The 16244-nt window shown below is 70.4% G+C and carries 13 protein-coding genes; 8 read left to right on the forward strand and 5 right to left on the reverse strand.

Annotated elements, in window-relative coordinates; translation table 11 throughout:
- The first annotated feature begins 144 nt into the window (after positions 1-144).
- Positions 145-663, forward strand: a complete 519-nt coding sequence (locus O0S08_RS37850; protein ID WP_269034334.1) for a hypothetical protein — start codon at positions 145-147, stop codon at positions 661-663.
- A gap of 12 nt (positions 664-675) precedes the next feature.
- Here the strand turns inward: O0S08_RS37850 and O0S08_RS37855 are convergent, their stop codons facing one another.
- Together O0S08_RS37855 and O0S08_RS37860 are read right to left on the reverse strand one after the other, a co-directional pair.
- Positions 676-2511 (reverse strand): UbiD family decarboxylase, encoded by a 1836-nt coding sequence (locus tag O0S08_RS37855; RefSeq protein WP_269034335.1) that lies wholly within the window; start codon positions 2509-2511, stop codon positions 676-678.
- A 60-nt stretch (positions 2512-2571) separates the two neighbouring features.
- Entirely contained in the window at positions 2572-3495 is a 924-nt protein-coding gene (locus O0S08_RS37860) for a hypothetical protein (RefSeq protein WP_269034336.1), read from the reverse strand.
- A 360-nt stretch (positions 3496-3855) separates the two neighbouring features.
- Here O0S08_RS37860 and O0S08_RS37865 point away from each other — a divergent pair, with 360 nt between their 5' ends.
- The 5 genes from O0S08_RS37865 to O0S08_RS37885 all read left to right on the forward strand — a co-directional run bounded on the left by O0S08_RS37865 (position 3856) and on the right by O0S08_RS37885 (position 10175).
- On the forward strand, positions 3856-4722 hold the full coding sequence (locus tag O0S08_RS37865; RefSeq protein ID WP_269034337.1) for a nitrilase-related carbon-nitrogen hydrolase: 867 nt from the start codon (positions 3856-3858) through the stop codon (positions 4720-4722).
- Between the two features lie 50 nt (positions 4723-4772).
- Positions 4773-6146, forward strand: a complete 1374-nt coding sequence (hydA, locus tag O0S08_RS37870) for a dihydropyrimidinase (RefSeq protein WP_269034338.1) — start codon at positions 4773-4775, stop codon at positions 6144-6146.
- 324 nt (positions 6147-6470) lie between these two features.
- Positions 6471-7658, forward strand: coding sequence for a hypothetical protein (locus O0S08_RS37875; RefSeq protein ID WP_269034339.1), 1188 nt, complete (start codon positions 6471-6473; stop codon positions 7656-7658).
- A 517-nt stretch (positions 7659-8175) separates the two neighbouring features.
- Positions 8176-9081 (forward strand): hypothetical protein, encoded by a 906-nt coding sequence (locus O0S08_RS37880; RefSeq protein WP_269034340.1) that lies wholly within the window; start codon positions 8176-8178, stop codon positions 9079-9081.
- A 212-nt stretch (positions 9082-9293) separates the two neighbouring features.
- Positions 9294-10175, forward strand: coding sequence for a DNA-methyltransferase (locus tag O0S08_RS37885; protein WP_269034341.1), 882 nt, complete (start codon positions 9294-9296; stop codon positions 10173-10175).
- A gap of 68 nt (positions 10176-10243) precedes the next feature.
- On the opposite strand, the gene O0S08_RS37890 is transcribed toward O0S08_RS37885, so the two are convergent.
- The 3 genes from O0S08_RS37890 to O0S08_RS37900 form a co-directional block, all read right to left on the reverse strand.
- The gene (locus O0S08_RS37890; RefSeq protein WP_269034342.1) at positions 10244-11569 is read right to left on the reverse strand and encodes a cytochrome-c peroxidase; all 1326 of its coding nucleotides are present in this window, start codon (positions 11567-11569) and stop codon (positions 10244-10246) included.
- A gap of 146 nt (positions 11570-11715) precedes the next feature.
- Positions 11716-12858: an acyl-CoA dehydrogenase family protein gene (locus O0S08_RS37895; protein ID WP_269034343.1), complete on the reverse strand. Its 1143-nt coding sequence runs from the start codon at positions 12856-12858 to the stop codon at positions 11716-11718.
- Positions 12859-12879: 21 nt separating this feature from the next.
- Positions 12880-13317 carry a thioredoxin family protein gene (locus O0S08_RS37900; RefSeq protein ID WP_269034344.1) on the reverse strand — a complete coding sequence of 146 codons (438 nt, stop codon included), beginning with the start codon at positions 13315-13317 and terminating at the stop codon, positions 12880-12882.
- 105 nt (positions 13318-13422) lie between these two features.
- Between O0S08_RS37900 and O0S08_RS37905 the strand changes: the two genes are divergently transcribed.
- Positions 13423-14244 (forward strand): L,D-transpeptidase family protein, encoded by an 822-nt coding sequence (locus tag O0S08_RS37905; protein WP_269034345.1) that lies wholly within the window; start codon positions 13423-13425, stop codon positions 14242-14244.
- Between the two features lie 157 nt (positions 14245-14401).
- The gene (locus O0S08_RS37910) at positions 14402-16057 is read left to right on the forward strand and encodes a ferritin-like domain-containing protein (protein ID WP_269034346.1); all 1656 of its coding nucleotides are present in this window, start codon (positions 14402-14404) and stop codon (positions 16055-16057) included.
- The last annotated feature ends 187 nt before the right edge of the window (positions 16058-16244 follow it).

Raw genomic sequence — 16244 nt, forward strand, 5'->3', positions numbered from 1 at the left:
GTCCTCCTATAACACGCGAGCATGCAGTCCCGGAGAATTCAAGGCCGCGGGGCTCCGGGGCCCCGCCGCAAATGTGGGCGAACGCGCTTGCATACGCTGTCACAATTCTCCCCCTTGGCCCCCGCCTTGAGTAGGATGCCGCCCATGCGCAAGCACCCCTCTCGCATTTTCGCGGCCGTTGCGGCGGCCGGCCTCATGGCCTCCCTGAGCGCCTGCCAGGTGAAGCCCGGCGAATACCGGATCTACAAGATCACGTCCCTGCCCGTGCAGATGGGCGCCGACTGTGGCGTGAACCCCGATCCGCGTGACTCGACGACCTTCTTCGGCGCTCAGTCGATCCAGATCTTCGCCACCGACGCCGACGATTTCTTCCTCGAGTACGGGGACGCGGTGCTGATCGGCTCGCGCTCGGGCACCGATTACACCTTCGAGGGCGACTCGGTCCAGGTCGACGACCCGATCGACGGCACCACCGTCACCCAGACGCGCTCGGTCGACGTCGCCATCGAGATCAAGGGCTACAAGATCACCGGCCAGGTCGTCGACTTCACCTCGACGACCTGCGGCGGCAACTGCGACGGCATCCCCACCACGCAGTGCACGATCACCGGCTCGTTCTTCGGCACCGAGATCAAGGACGTCGAGCTCGAGCGCGGCGTCTGAGCCTCCCCCCGCTCAGTACAGACCGTGCAGCGGCCCGCCAGGGGCCGCCCATTCGAGGACTCGGCGGGTCACCGCCGGGTCCTCGATCAATTGCGGCGCGTGATGCGGCTTGCGGCGCGCGTCGATCACCAGCGCGCCCTCGCAGCCCCAGTGCTTGTGCACCGTCCGCGCCGCGACCCCCTCGATGTCGACCGCGGGGTTCATGCGGGTGAACGTCGCCCACAGGAAGTTGTTGAGCGTGCGCGCCGCGAACTCGCTGTCGTCGACCAGCACCACCAGCGGGAAGCGATTGATCGCGTCGCCGCCGGCGAATGCGGCGCAGAACCGCTGCAGCGCGCCGTCGCCGGCCTCCACGCACGCCGGGCTCGTCACCGCCAGCACCCCCGGCATGCACACGCGCGGGTCCGAGAAGCCGCCCGGCAGCCGGAGGTCGGCCGGGACCTCGATCGGCAGCGAGCGCCGCGGCGCACCGACCGCCGCGATCACCACCTTGCTGCCGACGTTGAGCCCGCCGCCCGAGTAGTCGAGCGTGTCGATGGTCGTCTCGGTGTGGAAGTGCAGGTCGCGGCGCCAGTCGACGCGCTCCAGGACATGTCCGAAGAAACCTGTCACATCGTGCAGGTCGAGGTTCGGCGCGTCGTCGGCGGCGGCGATCATCAGCACCTTGGCCAGCGACATCTGGCCCTGGCCGAGGATCGCGCTGGCCTGGGTCAGCAGCTCGGCCGGGCGCTCGCGGGGGGCGTAGGGCGTGTAGCGCTCGCTGCCGAGGGCCAGCAGCAGCGGGTGGACGCCGGCCGCGTCGACCGCGTGCACCGCGTGCACTCCGGGGATCACGGCCGGGATCGCCGGCCCCGTGATCTCGTGGATGATCGCCCCGAACTGGGTGTCCTCCTGCGGCGGCCGGCCGACCACCGTGAACGGCCAGATCGCGTCGGCGCGGGCGTACACCTTCTCTACGCGCAGCACCGGGAAGTCGTGGGTCAAGCTGTAGTAGCCGAGGTGGTCGCCGAACGGCCCCTCGGGCAGGCGCAGCTCGGGGTCGACCGTGCCGCAGAGGACGAAGTCGGCCTCGCCGGCGAACGGCAGCTCACCTGGCCTTTGGACCATCCGCACCCGCCGCCCGGCCAGCGCGCCGGCGAACGCCAGCTCCGGCAGCCCCTCGGGCAGGGGCATCACCGCGGCCAGAGTCATCGCCGGCGGGCCGCCGACGAAGATGTTGACGCGCAGCGGCTCGCCCTTGCGGATCGCCGCCGCGTGGTGGACCCCGATCCCGCGGTGGATCTGGTAGTGCAGCCCGATCTGGCGGTCCTGCGCGTAGCGGTTGCCGGCCAGCTGCACGCGGTACATCCCGAGGTTGCTCTTCATCCACCCGGGCCGCTCGGGGTCCTCGCTGTACACCTGCGGCAGGGTGATGAACGGCCCGCCGTCGAGCGGCCACGACACCTGCTGCGGGAGGTCGGAGACCCGGATCTCCCGCGCCATGACCGGACCCGAGCCGACGAACTTCGGCCGCGCGTGCCAGCCCGCGCGCAACAGGCCCGCGTAGCGCCACGGCCGGCGCATCACCGCCCCCGGGTCGCCGCGCAGGGCCACCAGCTGCTTCACGCGCGCCAGAGTGTCGCGGAACACGAACCGCGTGCGCGCGGCCGTCCCGAACAGGTTGCTGACCATCGGGAAGGCGCTGCCCTTGACCCGCGTGAACAGCAGGGCCGGGCCGCCGGCCTCGTAGACGCGGCGCTGGACCTCGGCCGCCTCGAGGTACGGGTCGACCTCGACGTCGACGCGCACGAGGTGGCCGTGCCGCTCGAGGTCGGCCACGCACTCGCGCAGCGATCGGTAAGCGCTCATTCCGCCGTCGTGGCAGAGCCGGGGCGCCTGTCCTTCAGGACAGGCGCCTCGGCGCTCGAATCACATGCAGACCGAGCCGACCAGCGCGCCCATGTCGAGGTCGACGGCCGGGTCGGTGCACATCTTGCCCATGTCGCAGTCGGCGTCGGAGTTGCACTCGCCGCAGACGCCGAGCTTGAGCAGGCCCATGACGCTGGCCTCGCCGCAGAAGCCCGACATGCAGGCCTTGTTGCCGGCCGGGTTGCCGCCGTCGTCCTCGAGCGAGCAGCCGTTGTTGTTGGCGATCGCGCCGTCGGCCACGCAGTCGAGCTTGCCCTTGAAGTTGGGCACGTCGTAGGTCGGGGTGCAGTTGGGCGCCGCCTGGTCGGTGCAGTCGGCGTTGACCTTGCACTGGCCGCAGGTGGCGACGGTGATGATGCCGGGGACCTCGAGCAGGGTGCCGCAGATGCCGTTGTCGGCGTCGACGCAGACCGCGTCGCTCATGCAGCCCTCGCCCGGGCCGCCGTTGTTGCAGGTGGCGCCGACGCCGGCGATCGGGTTCGGCACGGAGCAGCCGCCGGGGGCGCAGTCGGCGTCGGCGAGGCACTCGCCGCAGAAGCCGCCGAGGGCCGGGACGACGAAGCACTTCTCGGTGTCGCAGCCGCAGCCGGACGAGTCGGTGCACGGGCTGTTGATCGGCTGGTCCTCCATGTCCTGGCAGGCCGAGCCGGTGGTCACCGTGGTGGCGGTGGTGGTCGTCGTCGGCTGCTCCGGCTCGGTCGTGCCGGTCTCGGAGGCGCTGGCCGTACCGGCGGTGGGCTCGGTGGTGGTGGTCGTCGTCGGGTTCGTCGTCGTCGACTCGCCCATCGTCTCGTCACCCGTCGTCGGAGCCTGGGTGGTCTCCGTGGCGGAGGCCGAGGTGCCCCTGTCGTCGCCGCAGGCGATGGTGGTCAAGGAAAGCGCCAGCGCGCTGGCGAAGAGGAAGCGCAGGTTGGTACAGGTCATCGCGGTCTCCGTGGGGTGCGTCCCCCAACTCGTAGGATCAGGCTCGAACAGGACTGAGAGAACCAGGGTTTGGGCCCACAGGGGCCAGGAGCAAGGAGCAGGGCCGAAGGCCTCGCTGGTACCAGGATTCAGCCAGGGAGGCCGGAGCGAGCGGCCGGGCGGGCTGCCCGGCGGGTGAAGCGATCGTCATGAATCGAGGCCCTGGCGGCCCGATTTGGGATCTTCGCCTTAGTACTCCGCTCCTCCATGCCGGCGCAAGTCCCCGCCGAAAGCACCCGCGAACCGCGCAATTGCGGCGCATCCGGGCGCTCCTGCCGGCCTGTTCTCGAGCCGCCTGTTCTCGAGCTAGAGTCGCGAGTGATGAACCCCACCGTTCGCTGCGGCCTCATCCAGTGCAGTAACCCCATCAACGACGAGAGTGTCCCGGTCAAGGAGATCCAGCAGGCCATGCTCGACAAGCACCTGCCCTTCCTGAAGGAAGCCGGCCGGCGCGGCGTGCAGATCCTCTGCCTGCAAGAGATTTTCAACGGACCGTACTTCTGTCCGGGCCAGGACCGCCGCTGGTACGCGGCCGCCGAGCCGATTCCGGGGCCCACGACCGCGCTGATGCAGGAGTACGCGAAGTCGCTCGGCATGGCCATCGTCGTGCCGCTCTACGAGGAGGCGATGCGCGGCGTCTACTACAACACCGCGGCGGTGGTCGACGCCGACGGCACGTACCTCGGCAAGTACCGCAAGCAGCACATCCCGCAGACCTCGGGGTTCTGGGAGAAATTCTTCTTCAAGCCGGGCGACCTCGGCTACCCGGTCTTCCGCACGCAATTCGCCACCATCGGGGTCTACATTTGCTACGACCGTCACTTCCCGGAGGGGGCGCGCGCCCTCGGGCTCAACGGCGCCGAGATCGTGTTCAATCCCAGCGCGACGGTGGCGGGGTTGAGCCAGTACCTGTGGAAGCTGGAGCAGCCGGCCCACGCGGTGGCCAACGGCTACTACGTCGGCGCGATCAACCGCGTCGGCACCGAGGCCCCGTGGAACATCGGCAAATTCTACGGTCACAGCTATTTCGTCGACCCGCGCGGCAAGTTCCTGGCGGAGGGCAGCGAGGACAACGACGAGCTCGTGGTGGCCGACCTCGACCTGTCGGTGATCGACGAGGTCCGGCAAGTCTGGCAGTTCTACCGCGACCGTCGCCCCGAGACCTACGGCGACCTCACGAAGCTGTGAGCCCCCCGCTCGTCCCTGCCCCCTGAGCCCTGTCTCCCCCGAGGTCTCGCATGTCCGGCATCGTCCTTCGCAACGGCCAAGTCATCACCGCCCTCGATCAATACGTCGCCGACATCTACTGCGACGGCGGCAAGATCGTCGCCATCGGCGAGAACCTCGACGTGCCCGCCGGCACCGCGGTCGTCGACGCCTCCGGCCAGTACGTCCTGCCCGGCGGCATCGACGCTCACACGCACATGGAGCTGCCGTTCATGGGCACCGTCAGCTCCGACGACTTCTTCACCGGCACCGCCGCCGGCGTCGCCGGCGGCACCACCTCGATCATCGACTTCATCATCCCGAGCCGCAACCAGAGCCTCATCGAGGCCCGCGACTTCTGGATGAACAACGCCAGGAAGGCGTGCGCCGACTACGGCTTCCACATGGCCGTGACCTGGTACGGCGAGCAGGTCGAGCAGGAGATGCGCCGCGTCTACCGCGAGGACGGCATCTCCTCCTTCAAGGTCTTCATGGCCTACACCGGCGCGATCGGGGTCGACGACGACGAGATGATCGGCGTCATCGACACCGCCGCCGACCTCGGCGCCCTCGTCACCGCCCACTGCGAGCACGGCCTGGCCGTGCAGGCGCTGCAGCGCAAGCTCGTGTCCCAGGGCAAGACCACCCCGCGCTACCACGCCGAGAGCCGGCCGTCGTGGGTCGAGGGCGAGGCGACCAACCGCGCGATCATGCTGGCGCGCTGCTCCGGCCAGCCGATCTACATCGTCCACCTCACCTGCAAGGAGTCGCTCGACGCGGTCGTGCGCGCCCGCCAGGAGGGCCAGCTGGTCTACGTCGAGACCTGCCCGCAGTACCTGCTGCTCGACGACAGCGTCTACGACAAGCCCGACTTCGAGGGCGCGGCCTACGTCATGAGCCCGCCGATCCGCCCCAAGGGCCACCAGGACGCGCTGTGGCACGCGCTGTCGTGCGGCCTCATCCACCACGTCGCCACCGACCACTGCCCGTTCCGCCAACATGACCAAAAGGTCATGGGCCTGCACGACTTCACGAAGATCCCCAACGGCGCCGCCGGCATCGAGAATCGCATCGCCCTGATGTACACCTACGGCGTCGCCACCGGCCGCCTCACGCTGAACCAGCTGGTCGACGTCTGCTGCACCCAGCCGGCCAAGATCTTCGGCCTCTACCCGCGCAAGGGCGCGATCCGGGTCGGCGCCGACGCCGACCTGTTCACCTACGACCCCGCCGCCTCCTCGACGATCAGCGCCCGCACCCACCACCAGCGGGTCGACCGCAACATCTTCGAGGGCTTCGAGATCCGCGGCGCGGTCACCAACACCGTCGTCGCCGGCAAGCTCGCGTTCACGAAGGGCGAGCTCCGCGTCGAGCGCGGCGCCGGCCGCTACCTGCACCGCACCTGATTCGCGGCTGATCACGCCTGACTCTCGGGGCATGTCCAGAGAATCAGGCTCACCGCGCCCTGTCCCTTCAGCCATGTAGGCTCGCCCGCGCGCGACCCACCGAGCGGGTGGTCCCGCACCCGCGTCAGCCCACGCTCGAGCTGTCCCGACGGACCTGCCGCAAAGGACAGCCGGGCGCCGGTCTGCGCATGCACACGAGCTGGTCCTCCGGACCTGCTGCGAGGGACATCCGCCCGACCCGCGCTTCCCCGATCGCCCCGTCCTGTCCCGAAGACCATCCCCGAACTCGCCCTTGCGCGGGGCACCTGCGGTATTGTGCGCTGGATGCGTGTCTCGCAAGTCTGGCCTGCAGTCGTCCTGGCTCTTTACTCGTCCGTAGCTCTGGCCCAGTCACCGGCCATCTCTCCAGGTCCGCGGGGCGAGCCGACGCCGGCGACGACCGCCGCTGCCGAGCCCGCGGGCGAGCCCGCCGCGGCCGCGCCCGAAGGCCCGGCCGAAGACACTGCAGTCGCCGCCGAGCCCCCCGCGGCCGAACCGGCGCACGCCGACGCCCCGCCCTCGTCGCCCGAGGGCGTCGCCGACTCGTCGCGCACGCCGATCGTCGAGCCCCGCGCCAAGCCCGACTCCACCGGCGAGCTGCCGCCGCTGCCGGCCCGCCACCGCCTCGTCTACAGCAACCTGCTGGTCCTGCGCGTCAACCCGCTCGGCGCCGAGGACCGCTTCACCCTCGGCTACAACCTGCGCCTCTACAACAACCCGAAGCCGCTGTTCCGCGACGCCTACTTCGGCGTCGCCTTCAGCCCGACCATCTCGCCCTCGATCTCCCGCATCGGCGGCAACATCGACTTCGCCCCGCTGACGATCCTCCGCTTCCGCGGCGCCTACTACCTCGCCACCTGGTACGGCAGCGACCGCTTCAAGGCCCACCCCTACTCCTCGCCGACGGCCGAGTACGGCCCCAAGAAGCTCAAGGACGAGGCGGGCGCCAACGTCCTCGGCGGCCAGGCCGAGCTCAGCGCGCTGTTTCAGGTCCGCGTCAAGATGATCGCGATCCGCAACGAGGTCACTTTCTACAACAACAACATCCGCCTCCCGACCGGCAACGACGTGTTCTACGACCTGCGCCACGACGTCCTCGTGCCGGCCAAGGGTTGGTTCCTCACCAACGACACCGACCTGCTGTACATGACCAAGTTCGGCCTCAACGCCGGCGTGCGCAACTCGCTGGTCCACGTGTTCTACACCTCGAAGATGTACGGCCCCGGCGAGGACGCCTCGGTCAACCCCAACACGCCGATGGACCGCCTCGGCCCGGTCCTGACCTACACCTTCTTCGACCGCCCGGAGAAGCGCTTCAACAAGCCGACGCTGGTGTTCGCCGCCCAGTGGTGGCTCAAGCACCGCTACCGCGCCCAGGGTGCCCCGGGCATGGAGGACCAGATCCACCAGGGCATCCCGCTGTTCCTGCTCGGCTTCTCGTTCACCGGCGAGCTGGTGAAGAGCAAGCACTGAGCCGACCGCCCGCTCGCTCCGAGACGCCGCGACGCCCCGCGCTCGCGGCGTTTCGAATTTTTAAGAGGACCTCACGCGCCGCCCGGGCTCCCGCGCCACGCCGACGGATCGCAGCCACGGCGAACGCAGCCTCCTGCGAGCGAGCCTCGGTCCGCGACGGCATCTTCGCCTCGGCCACCCTCGCCGGCGCGAGCACGACCGACCCAGGCTCGCTGCGAGCGAGCCTCGGGCTCGCGACAGCGCGCTCCGCCGCGACGACTCTCGCCGACACGAGCACGACGATCGCGACCGCGACGCCGCTCCTCGCGCCTCGCCGCTCGCTCGGCCGCGCCTGCTGTCACATGTCCCTTGAGACATGTACTCGTTCGTTCCTCTCGCCCTCGCGACCGGCGGTCCCGGCGACACCGAGGAAGCGCAGTGCAGCGATCGCCTGCACACAGTCGCGCTCGGGGTCTCCTGGAGCTCCTGACTCTCGGAGCGCGATCTCTCCGTCTGGCCTGTTACTGTAGTGCTGCAAATGACGACGCGTGACTGGACCACTGCGGGCGGTGGCGAATCCCTGTTGCAAGAGCTGACCGACTTGCCGGGCTCCGTGTTGACATCGTTCCTCTTGACCCTCGCGGACCGACGCGCGCGCGCTCGCGGTCCGGCCGACGTGCTCCGACAGTGGGAGGCCGACACCTTCACCGGCATCGCCGCGGTCGACCTGCGCCGGCTGCTGCGGGCCGAGCTGCGGCTCCTGGACGCCGCGGCCGGCTTCGAGGCGGTCGAGTTGCCGCCGCTCGCCCCGCTCTCGACCTGCGCGGCGGTCGGGCCGACCAGTCAGAACAAGATCGTCACCACCATGCGCGGCACCGAGGTCGTGTCCGACTCGACCAATGTTCTCGCGCTCGAGTGTGCCCGTCGGCTGCGGCGCGATCCCGACACACCTGTCCGATTGGCCACCTGTCAGCGCGTCGTCCGGGCTCAGGAAATTCCCAAGCGACCGGGCTACTCCCATCACTTCAAGCTGTTCTCGCTGGCGACGGCCGGGCGACAGACGCGAGACCACGGCTTCTTGGTGGACGCCCTGATCGAGCATGTGCGCACTCTACTGACCGGCTTCGACGAATTGACCCAGGAAGGCTACACATTCGGCCGACGGTCCGTGCGACTGCTGGCCACCGCCGCTCGCAGCGCCGTCGCCGATCGCATCGCCGAGCAATTGGCACCAGTCGTCGACATCGTCCGCGGGCCGCTCGATCACCCGTATTACGACGGTCTGCGCTTCATGATCGACCTGAGCGCGCCGGACGGCAGCGTCATCCCGATCGCCGACGGCGGCGCCTTCGACTGGGTCGCCCGGCTGACCGCCAACCGCCGCCAGGTGTTCGTCGCCAGTGGACTCGGCACCCAGCTGGTGGTCCTGTTGTTCCGGCGGTAGGTCCGCCTCTTTACAGTCGCGGAATCGACAGCCATCATTCGCCGGGCGTGGCGGCGGATCCCTCCGACTTCGATCGGCCGGAAGGCCCCGGAGACCGCGATCCCGTCGGTCCCTCGCGCGCCGACGGCTTTTCGCCGCCGTCGCCGCCCGCGCCGCCGGGCGCTCTGCACGGTCGGCACAATGGCGCACAGGACCTGTCCGAACCGCCAGCTATGGACAATGCCCATCCGCTGCGGCCGCTGCTGCGAACCGGCGCGGCGCGGGTGGTCTCGCGGCTGTCCCGCCCCGAGGTACATGTCCCTTGGGCAATCCTCCACGGCGACGTGCGCGACGGCCTGGCCGCGCTGGCCGACGGCTCGATCGCCTGCATCGTCACCAGCCCGCCGTACTTCTGGCAGCGCGACTACGGGGTCGCCGGTCAGCTCGGGCACGAGCCGACCATCGCCGCCTACGTCGCCTCGATGCGCGACGTGTTCGCCGCCGCCCGGCGCGTGCTGAAGAAGGACGGCGCGCTGTTCCTCAACCTCGGCGACACCTACTACTCGGCCAAGGGTCGCCCGCACGGGCGCGACGACAAGCACCGCGGTCGCATGCTCGCGCGCAGCACCCTGCGCGCCGTCGACGGCCCCGGCCTCGGCCTCCCGCGCAAGAGCCTGATCGGCATCCCCTGGCGGGTCGCGCTCGCGCTGCAGGACGACGGCTGGACGCTGCGCAGCGACATCATCTGGAAGCGCCCCGCCACCATGCCCGAGCCGACCGCCCGCGACCGCCCGTGGAACACCCACGAGCACGTGTTCCTGTTCTCCCTCTCCCCGCGCTACCACTTCGACCGCGGCGCGCTCCAGGGCGAAGAGGACATCTGGCAGATCACCGCCCGCCCCGACAACCCCAACGCCCACTTCGCCCCCTTCCCCGCCGCCCTCGCCGAGCGCTGCATCCGCACCGGCTGCCGCCCCGGCGGCGTCGTCCTCGACCCCTTCGCCGGCTCCGGCACCACCCTCCTCGCCGCCCGCGCCCTCGGCCACCCGGCCATCGGCATCGAGCTGTCGCAGAGCTACTGCGACGCCATGGCCTCGGCCCTCGGCGGAACATGACGCGAAGGACATGTCGTGTCGGACATGACCTTTAGGTCATTCCCGTCACGACATGTCCTCTCGATCCTTCAGCGCACGAACGGATCGCCGAACTTCGGGTCGGTGAGCAGCGCCTCGTCGGTGAGCGTGCCTAGGAACGCCACCAGCGCGCTCTTCTCGGCCGGCGTCAGGTTCATGCGCCGCGGCTGCTGATCGGGCCCGCGCAGCCGCGGGTCGAGATTCGGGTGCGGCTTGACCCCGCTGTCGTAGTGGTCGATCACCTCGGCCAGAGTGGCGAACCGCCCGTCGTGCATGTACGGCCCCGAGACCGCGATGTTGCGCAGCGACGACGACTTGAAGCGCCCGTCGTCCGCGGGGTCGCCGGTGATGTCGCCGACCCCGTTGTCGTCCTCGACCGGCCCGGCGTCGAGCCCGTTGTTGAGCGGCTCCAGCGGCAGGAAGATCGCCTGATTGCGGAAATCCTGCCCGGGCGGCGGCGGCGGACCGCCGAGGTGGCAGGCCACGCAGGCGGTGCGCGGCTGCAGGAACAGGTCCTTGCCGAGGTTCTCCGCGGCCGTGAAGTTGGCGAACTCGCTGCGGATCGATCCGGCCGCCGCCAGCCCCTCGTCGAAGCGCGAGCGGTACGACGCCATCGCGCGCACGAACTGGGCCAGCGCGCGGGCGATCCGGTCGGTCGTCACCTCCTCGTCGCCGAACGCGGCGATGAACAGGTCGCGGTAGTACGGCCGCGCCGCCACCCGCTCCACCAGCTCCGTCAGCGTCAGCCCCATCTCCACCTCGTTCTGGATCGGCCCCAGCACCTGCTCCTCGAGCGTCGCCGCTCGCTCGTCCCAGAAGAACCGCCCCGTCGCGTACCACCGCGACTCCGACAGCCCCATCGAGTTGCGCCCCGTCAGCCCGCCCGCGAACCCCTCGCTCAACTGCGAGGTATCGCTGAAGCCCGCCGCCTGCCGGTGGCACGAGCCGCACGCCACAGTCTCGTTGCGCGACAGCGCAGTGTCGTAGAACAGCACCCGCCCGAGAGTCGCCCCGTGATCGGTGATCGGGTTGTCGACCGGCGTGTTGTCGAGGTCGCGGACCAGCGGCGTCCGGAAGTGCGCCGGCAAGTCGGGGTTCGCGTAGTTGAAGGGCGTCGCCGGCAGGTCGAGCACGTCGCCCTCGTCCTCGCCGCCGCTGCCCCCGGCGTCCGTCGTCGGCTCGTCGGACCCGCTGCTCGAGGACGCATCGCTCCCGGTCCCGCCGTCCTCGCTCGTGGACGACGCGCCGGTCGAACCATCTCCGTCGCTCGCCCCGAACCCGCCGGCATCGCAGGCGCCGGCGAGCGCGAGCACGAGCGCGAGGCTCGTTCGAGGAAGAAGACCGATGCAGAAGTGCTTCGAATTCGTGACGGGCATACCCCCCGTCTCAAGCACCCCGCACGCCGTCGCCCCGCAGCCCCGGGATCTGCAACGACCCCGGGCACTTCCACCACGCCGGCGGTCTCCGCCGCCCAGGCCCCGGCGGATTCCGCCGGCCGTGCGCGGCAGATCCCGCCGACCGTCTACAACCCCATCTGCTTGGCGATGATGATCTTCATGACCTCGTTGGTGCCGGCGAAGATCCGCTGCACCCGCGCATCCATGTAGGCGCGCGAGATCGGGTACTCGAGCATGTAACCGTAGCCGCCGAACATCTGCAGACAGGCGTCGACCACCCGGCCCAGCATCTCGGTCTGCCACAGCTTGGCCATCGAGCACTCCTTGACCAGGTACTCGCCCGCCATGTGCTCCGCGATCAGGCGGTCGAGGAACGCCCGCCCGACCTCGACCTCGGTCGCGCACTCGGCCAGCTTGAACTGAGTGTTCTGGAACTTGGAGATCGGCCGGCCGAACGCCTTGCGCTCGTTCACGTAGGCCAGAGTGTCGGCGAGCACCACCTCGGCGCCGGCCTGCGAGCCGATGGCCACCACGAGCCGCTCCTGCTGCAGCTTCTGCATGAGCATGAGGAAGCCGGCCCCGGGCGAGCCGAGGATGTTGTCGGCGGGGATCCTGCACTCCTCGAAGAACAGCTCGGAGGTGTCCTGCGAGTACATGCCGGCCTTCTTGAGCTTCTTGCCGCGGACGAAGCCGGGGCGGTGGCCCTCGACCACGAACAGCGACAGGTTCTGATGCGGGTTGTCGGAGCTCTCCGAGCGGGCCGCGACCACGCACAGGTCGCACAGGATCCCGTTCGAGATGAACGTCTTCGCCCCGTTGATCACGTACTCGTCGCCCTCGCGGCGCGCAGTGGTCGCGATCGACGCCAGGTCCGAGCCCGTGCCCGGCTCCGTCATCGCGATCGCCGTCACCAGGTCGCCCGACACGCAGCCCGGCAGCCACTGCTTCTTCTGCTCGTCGGTGCCGAAGCTGACGATGTACGGCACCACGATGTCGCTGTGCAGCGGCAGCGCGAAGCCCGACTCGTGCACCTTCGCCAGCTCCTCCATCACGATCACCGAGTGCAGGAAGTCGCCGCCCGGCCCGCCCAGCTCCTCCGGCAGCCACGGGCACAAAAGCCCCGCCGCGCCGGCCTTGCGCCACGTCTCGCGGTCGACGATCCCCTCCTCCATCCACCGCTCCTGATGCGGCACCACCTCGCGGGCGAAGAACTCCCGCGCGGTCGCGCGGAACAGGTCGTGTTCGGGGGAGAAGAGGTTGCGCTTCATCGCGCCCCTCTTATCGCACAATCACAGGAACGGAGCGACCACCGCCTCCAGCTGCGGCCCGAACACCGCGCCCGGCTGGCGGAACGCCAGCTCGCCGCCCTTGTACACGCACAGCGTCGGGATCGACTGCACGCGCAGCGCCGCCGCCGTCTGTCGGTGCTGCTCCGTGTTGAGCTTCAGCACCAACAGCTTGCCCGCGTGCCGCGCCGCCAGCTCGGCGATGTGCGGGGCCAGCTGCCGGCACGGCCCGCACCACGGGGCCCAGAAGTCGACCAGCACCGGCACCGGCGCGCTGGCCACCGCGCGCTGCAGCTCCTCGTCGCTCACGTCCTGCGGCTGCCCGGTGGTGTCGAGCTTCTGCTTGCAGTGGCCGCACTTCGGGGCGTCGAAGCGGCGCTCGGCCGCGATCTTGTTCAACTGTCCGCACGCCCCGCACCGAAAGAACAGCGCCTCGCTCATCGTCATCCCCTTCGCCGCGCGTCTGCGCGCCCGGGAAGCTAGTCACCGCCCGCGAGTCTGGCAACCCGAACGAATCTCTCGGCTCGCGTGTGCGTACCTCTCCCCGTGCCCCGCCTCAGTCCGGTCGTCGCCGTCCTCGCCGCGCTCGTCTGTTCTGCCCCGCTGATGCCCGCCACCGAGGCCCACGCCGGCGACTTCCTGCAGCGACAGCGCCGCTTCCCGCGGGTCAAGGCCGCGCTCGAGAAGCACCAGGACGCGCTCGTCGACCGCTTCCGCGCCGCCGGCGCGGCGTGGCCCCCGCGGGGTCTGTTCATCCGCAGCTTCAAGGAAGAGGCCGTCACCGAGCTGTGGGCCGCGGCCGAGCGCAAGGGCGATCCGCACGTGCTCGTGCGCACCTTTCCGGTCTGCCAGAAGAGCGGCGTGCTCGGGCCCAAACGGCGCCAGGGCGACTGGCAGGTCCCCGAGGGTTTCTACCGGGTCAGCCTGTTCAACCCGAGCAGCAGCTATCACCTCTCGCTCGGCGTCAGCTACCCCAACGCCGCCGACCGCCATCACAGCGCCGGCCAGCCGCCCGGCAACGCCATCATGATCCACGGCGATTGCGTCACCATCGGCTGCATCCCGCTGCAAGACGAGCCGATCGAGGAGCTCTACCTCGCCGCAGTGTTCGCCCGCGACGCCGGCCAGGGCGACATCCCGATCCACATCTTCCCGTGCCGGCTCGACGACCCGAACTGCCAGGCCCGCCTGGCCGCCGAGGCCGCCGCGCGCCCCGAGCTCGCCGCCTTCTGGGACGGCCTCGTGCCCGGTTACCTCGCCTTCCTCCAGACCGGCGCCCCGCCGCGGGTGGTCGCCGACAAGGACGGCACCTACCGGCTCGACCCGCCCCCGCGCGAGCGCCGGCCGCTCGTCGCCGCCGACCAATGATATGTCCAAAGGGACATGTCGCATAAAACATGTCCCTGACAATTGTTTCAATCCATGCCGCGATCGGGCGCGCTCGGGACCCCCCTGACGCTCGCGGTCACGCCCGGCTGCAGGGACCGGACTTGCCGCGAGGCACGAATCGGGCCAGCATGCCCGCATGCTTGTTAGCCTCCATACACGTATCGAGCCGCTGCGGCTCTCGATCTTCCTGGCGATGGGCCTGCTCGGCGCGTGCGGCGACGACGGCGCGACCTCGGCAGGGACCGACAACCAGACCAGCACCGGCGCGACGCAATCCCCCACCACCGACGGCACCGGCACCCCCACCGGCACCACGGAGACCACCGGCGCCCCCACGACCGGCATGACCGGCACCTCGGACACCGGCACCGACACCACGACATCCCCCACCACTTCCACGACCACCGGCGAGACCACCGCCGTCAGCGCCACCACGCTCGACACCACGACGCTCGACACCACCACCGTCGACACGACGACGAGCACCACGGGCGACACCGACACCGGCCCCGACCCCGAGTGCACCGTGCTCATGCAGGCCTTCACCGACCCGCCCGTGCCGTCGGGGTGGGTCAAGTGCGGCGACAAGCTGCCGCACCGCGTCGAGGCCGAGGTGTGCCTGGTCCCGGCGCCGCCCTCGAGCTGCGACCTGATGAACCAGCCGTGCCAGACGAACGACGACTGCACCGAGTTCCCGTTCGGCTCGTGCGAGAAGTTCACCGTCGGCTTCGAGGCCTGCGGCTGCTCCTACGGCTGCGAGACCGACGCCGACTGCGAGCCCGGCAACGTGTGCCGCTGCGCCGGCGACGTCCTCGGCCCGGCCACCCGCTGCGTCCCCTCCGAGTGCACGAGCGACGCCGACTGCGGCGACCAGGTGTGCCAGTTCTCGCAGTCGCAGGGCTACGACTGCCCGATCGAGGTCGTCAACGGCGCCTGCACCACGCCCAACGACCTGTGCGACACCGACCCGCCGTGCGGCGACACCCCGTGCGCCTACAACACCGACATCGACCAGTGGGAGTGCTCGCTGGTCGCCTGCGGTCGGCCGTTCATGGTCGACGACCACGCAGTCACCGCGCTGGCCGCCGAGCGCGACGACTGGCGCGCGGTGGCCTCGGTCCCGACGGCCCCGGCAGCGGTGCGCGCGGCCCTCGCGGCCCACTGGACGCAGATCGCTCTGGCCGAGCACGCCTCGGTCGCCTCGTTCGCGCGCCACGTCCTCCAGCTGCTCGCCGTCGGCGCGCCGCCGGAGTTCGTGCTCGACACCCAGCGGGCGCTCGCCGACGAGGTCGAGCACGCCCGCCTGTGCTTCGCCCTGGCCAGCAGCTACGGCGGCGCGGGCGTCGGCCCCGGCCCGCTCGCGCAGGCGCACGAGCCCGGCGCGACGGACCTCGAGTCGGTGGTCGCCGCAGTCATCCGCGAGGCCTGCGTCGGCGAGACGCTGTCGGCCCTCGAGGCGCGCGAGGCCGCCGAGCGGGCCGAGGACCCCGGCCTGCGCCGGATCCTCGCGCGGATCGCCGACGACGAGCAGCGCCACGCCGAGCTCGGCTGGCGCTTCGTCTGCTGGGCCCGCGAGCAGCTGAGCGACGACGCCCGCGCCCGCACCGACGCAGTGTTCGCCGCCGCCGTCGCCGACGCCGCCGCGTCCGCCGGCGACATGTCCCGCGAGACAGGCACCCCCGAGCTCCGCGCCCACGGCGTCGTCGACGCCCCCCTGCGCGCCTCGGTGTGGCTGCGCGGCCTCCAGGGCCTGGTCCAGCCGGCCGCCGCCGCCCTCCGCGCGGCCGCCTGATCGAAGCGACATGTCGCCGATGGCATGTCTTCATCGACATGCTCCCGGCGACATGTCCTAAAGATCGCTTCAGCGCTGGTTCGCCACCGAGGACCTCCATGCCCTCGGTGGCGGTGAATCGCCGCTCCGTCGTCTCTCATGCGGCTCCACGACCCTGTCGTACCGGCCGAGAGTCTCGCGGCCTCGC

Origin of the sequence: Nannocystis punicea (assembly GCF_026965555.1) — a bacterium.
In the GTDB taxonomy this organism is placed as follows: Bacteria; Myxococcota_A; Polyangia; order Nannocystales; family Nannocystaceae; genus Nannocystis; species Nannocystis punicea.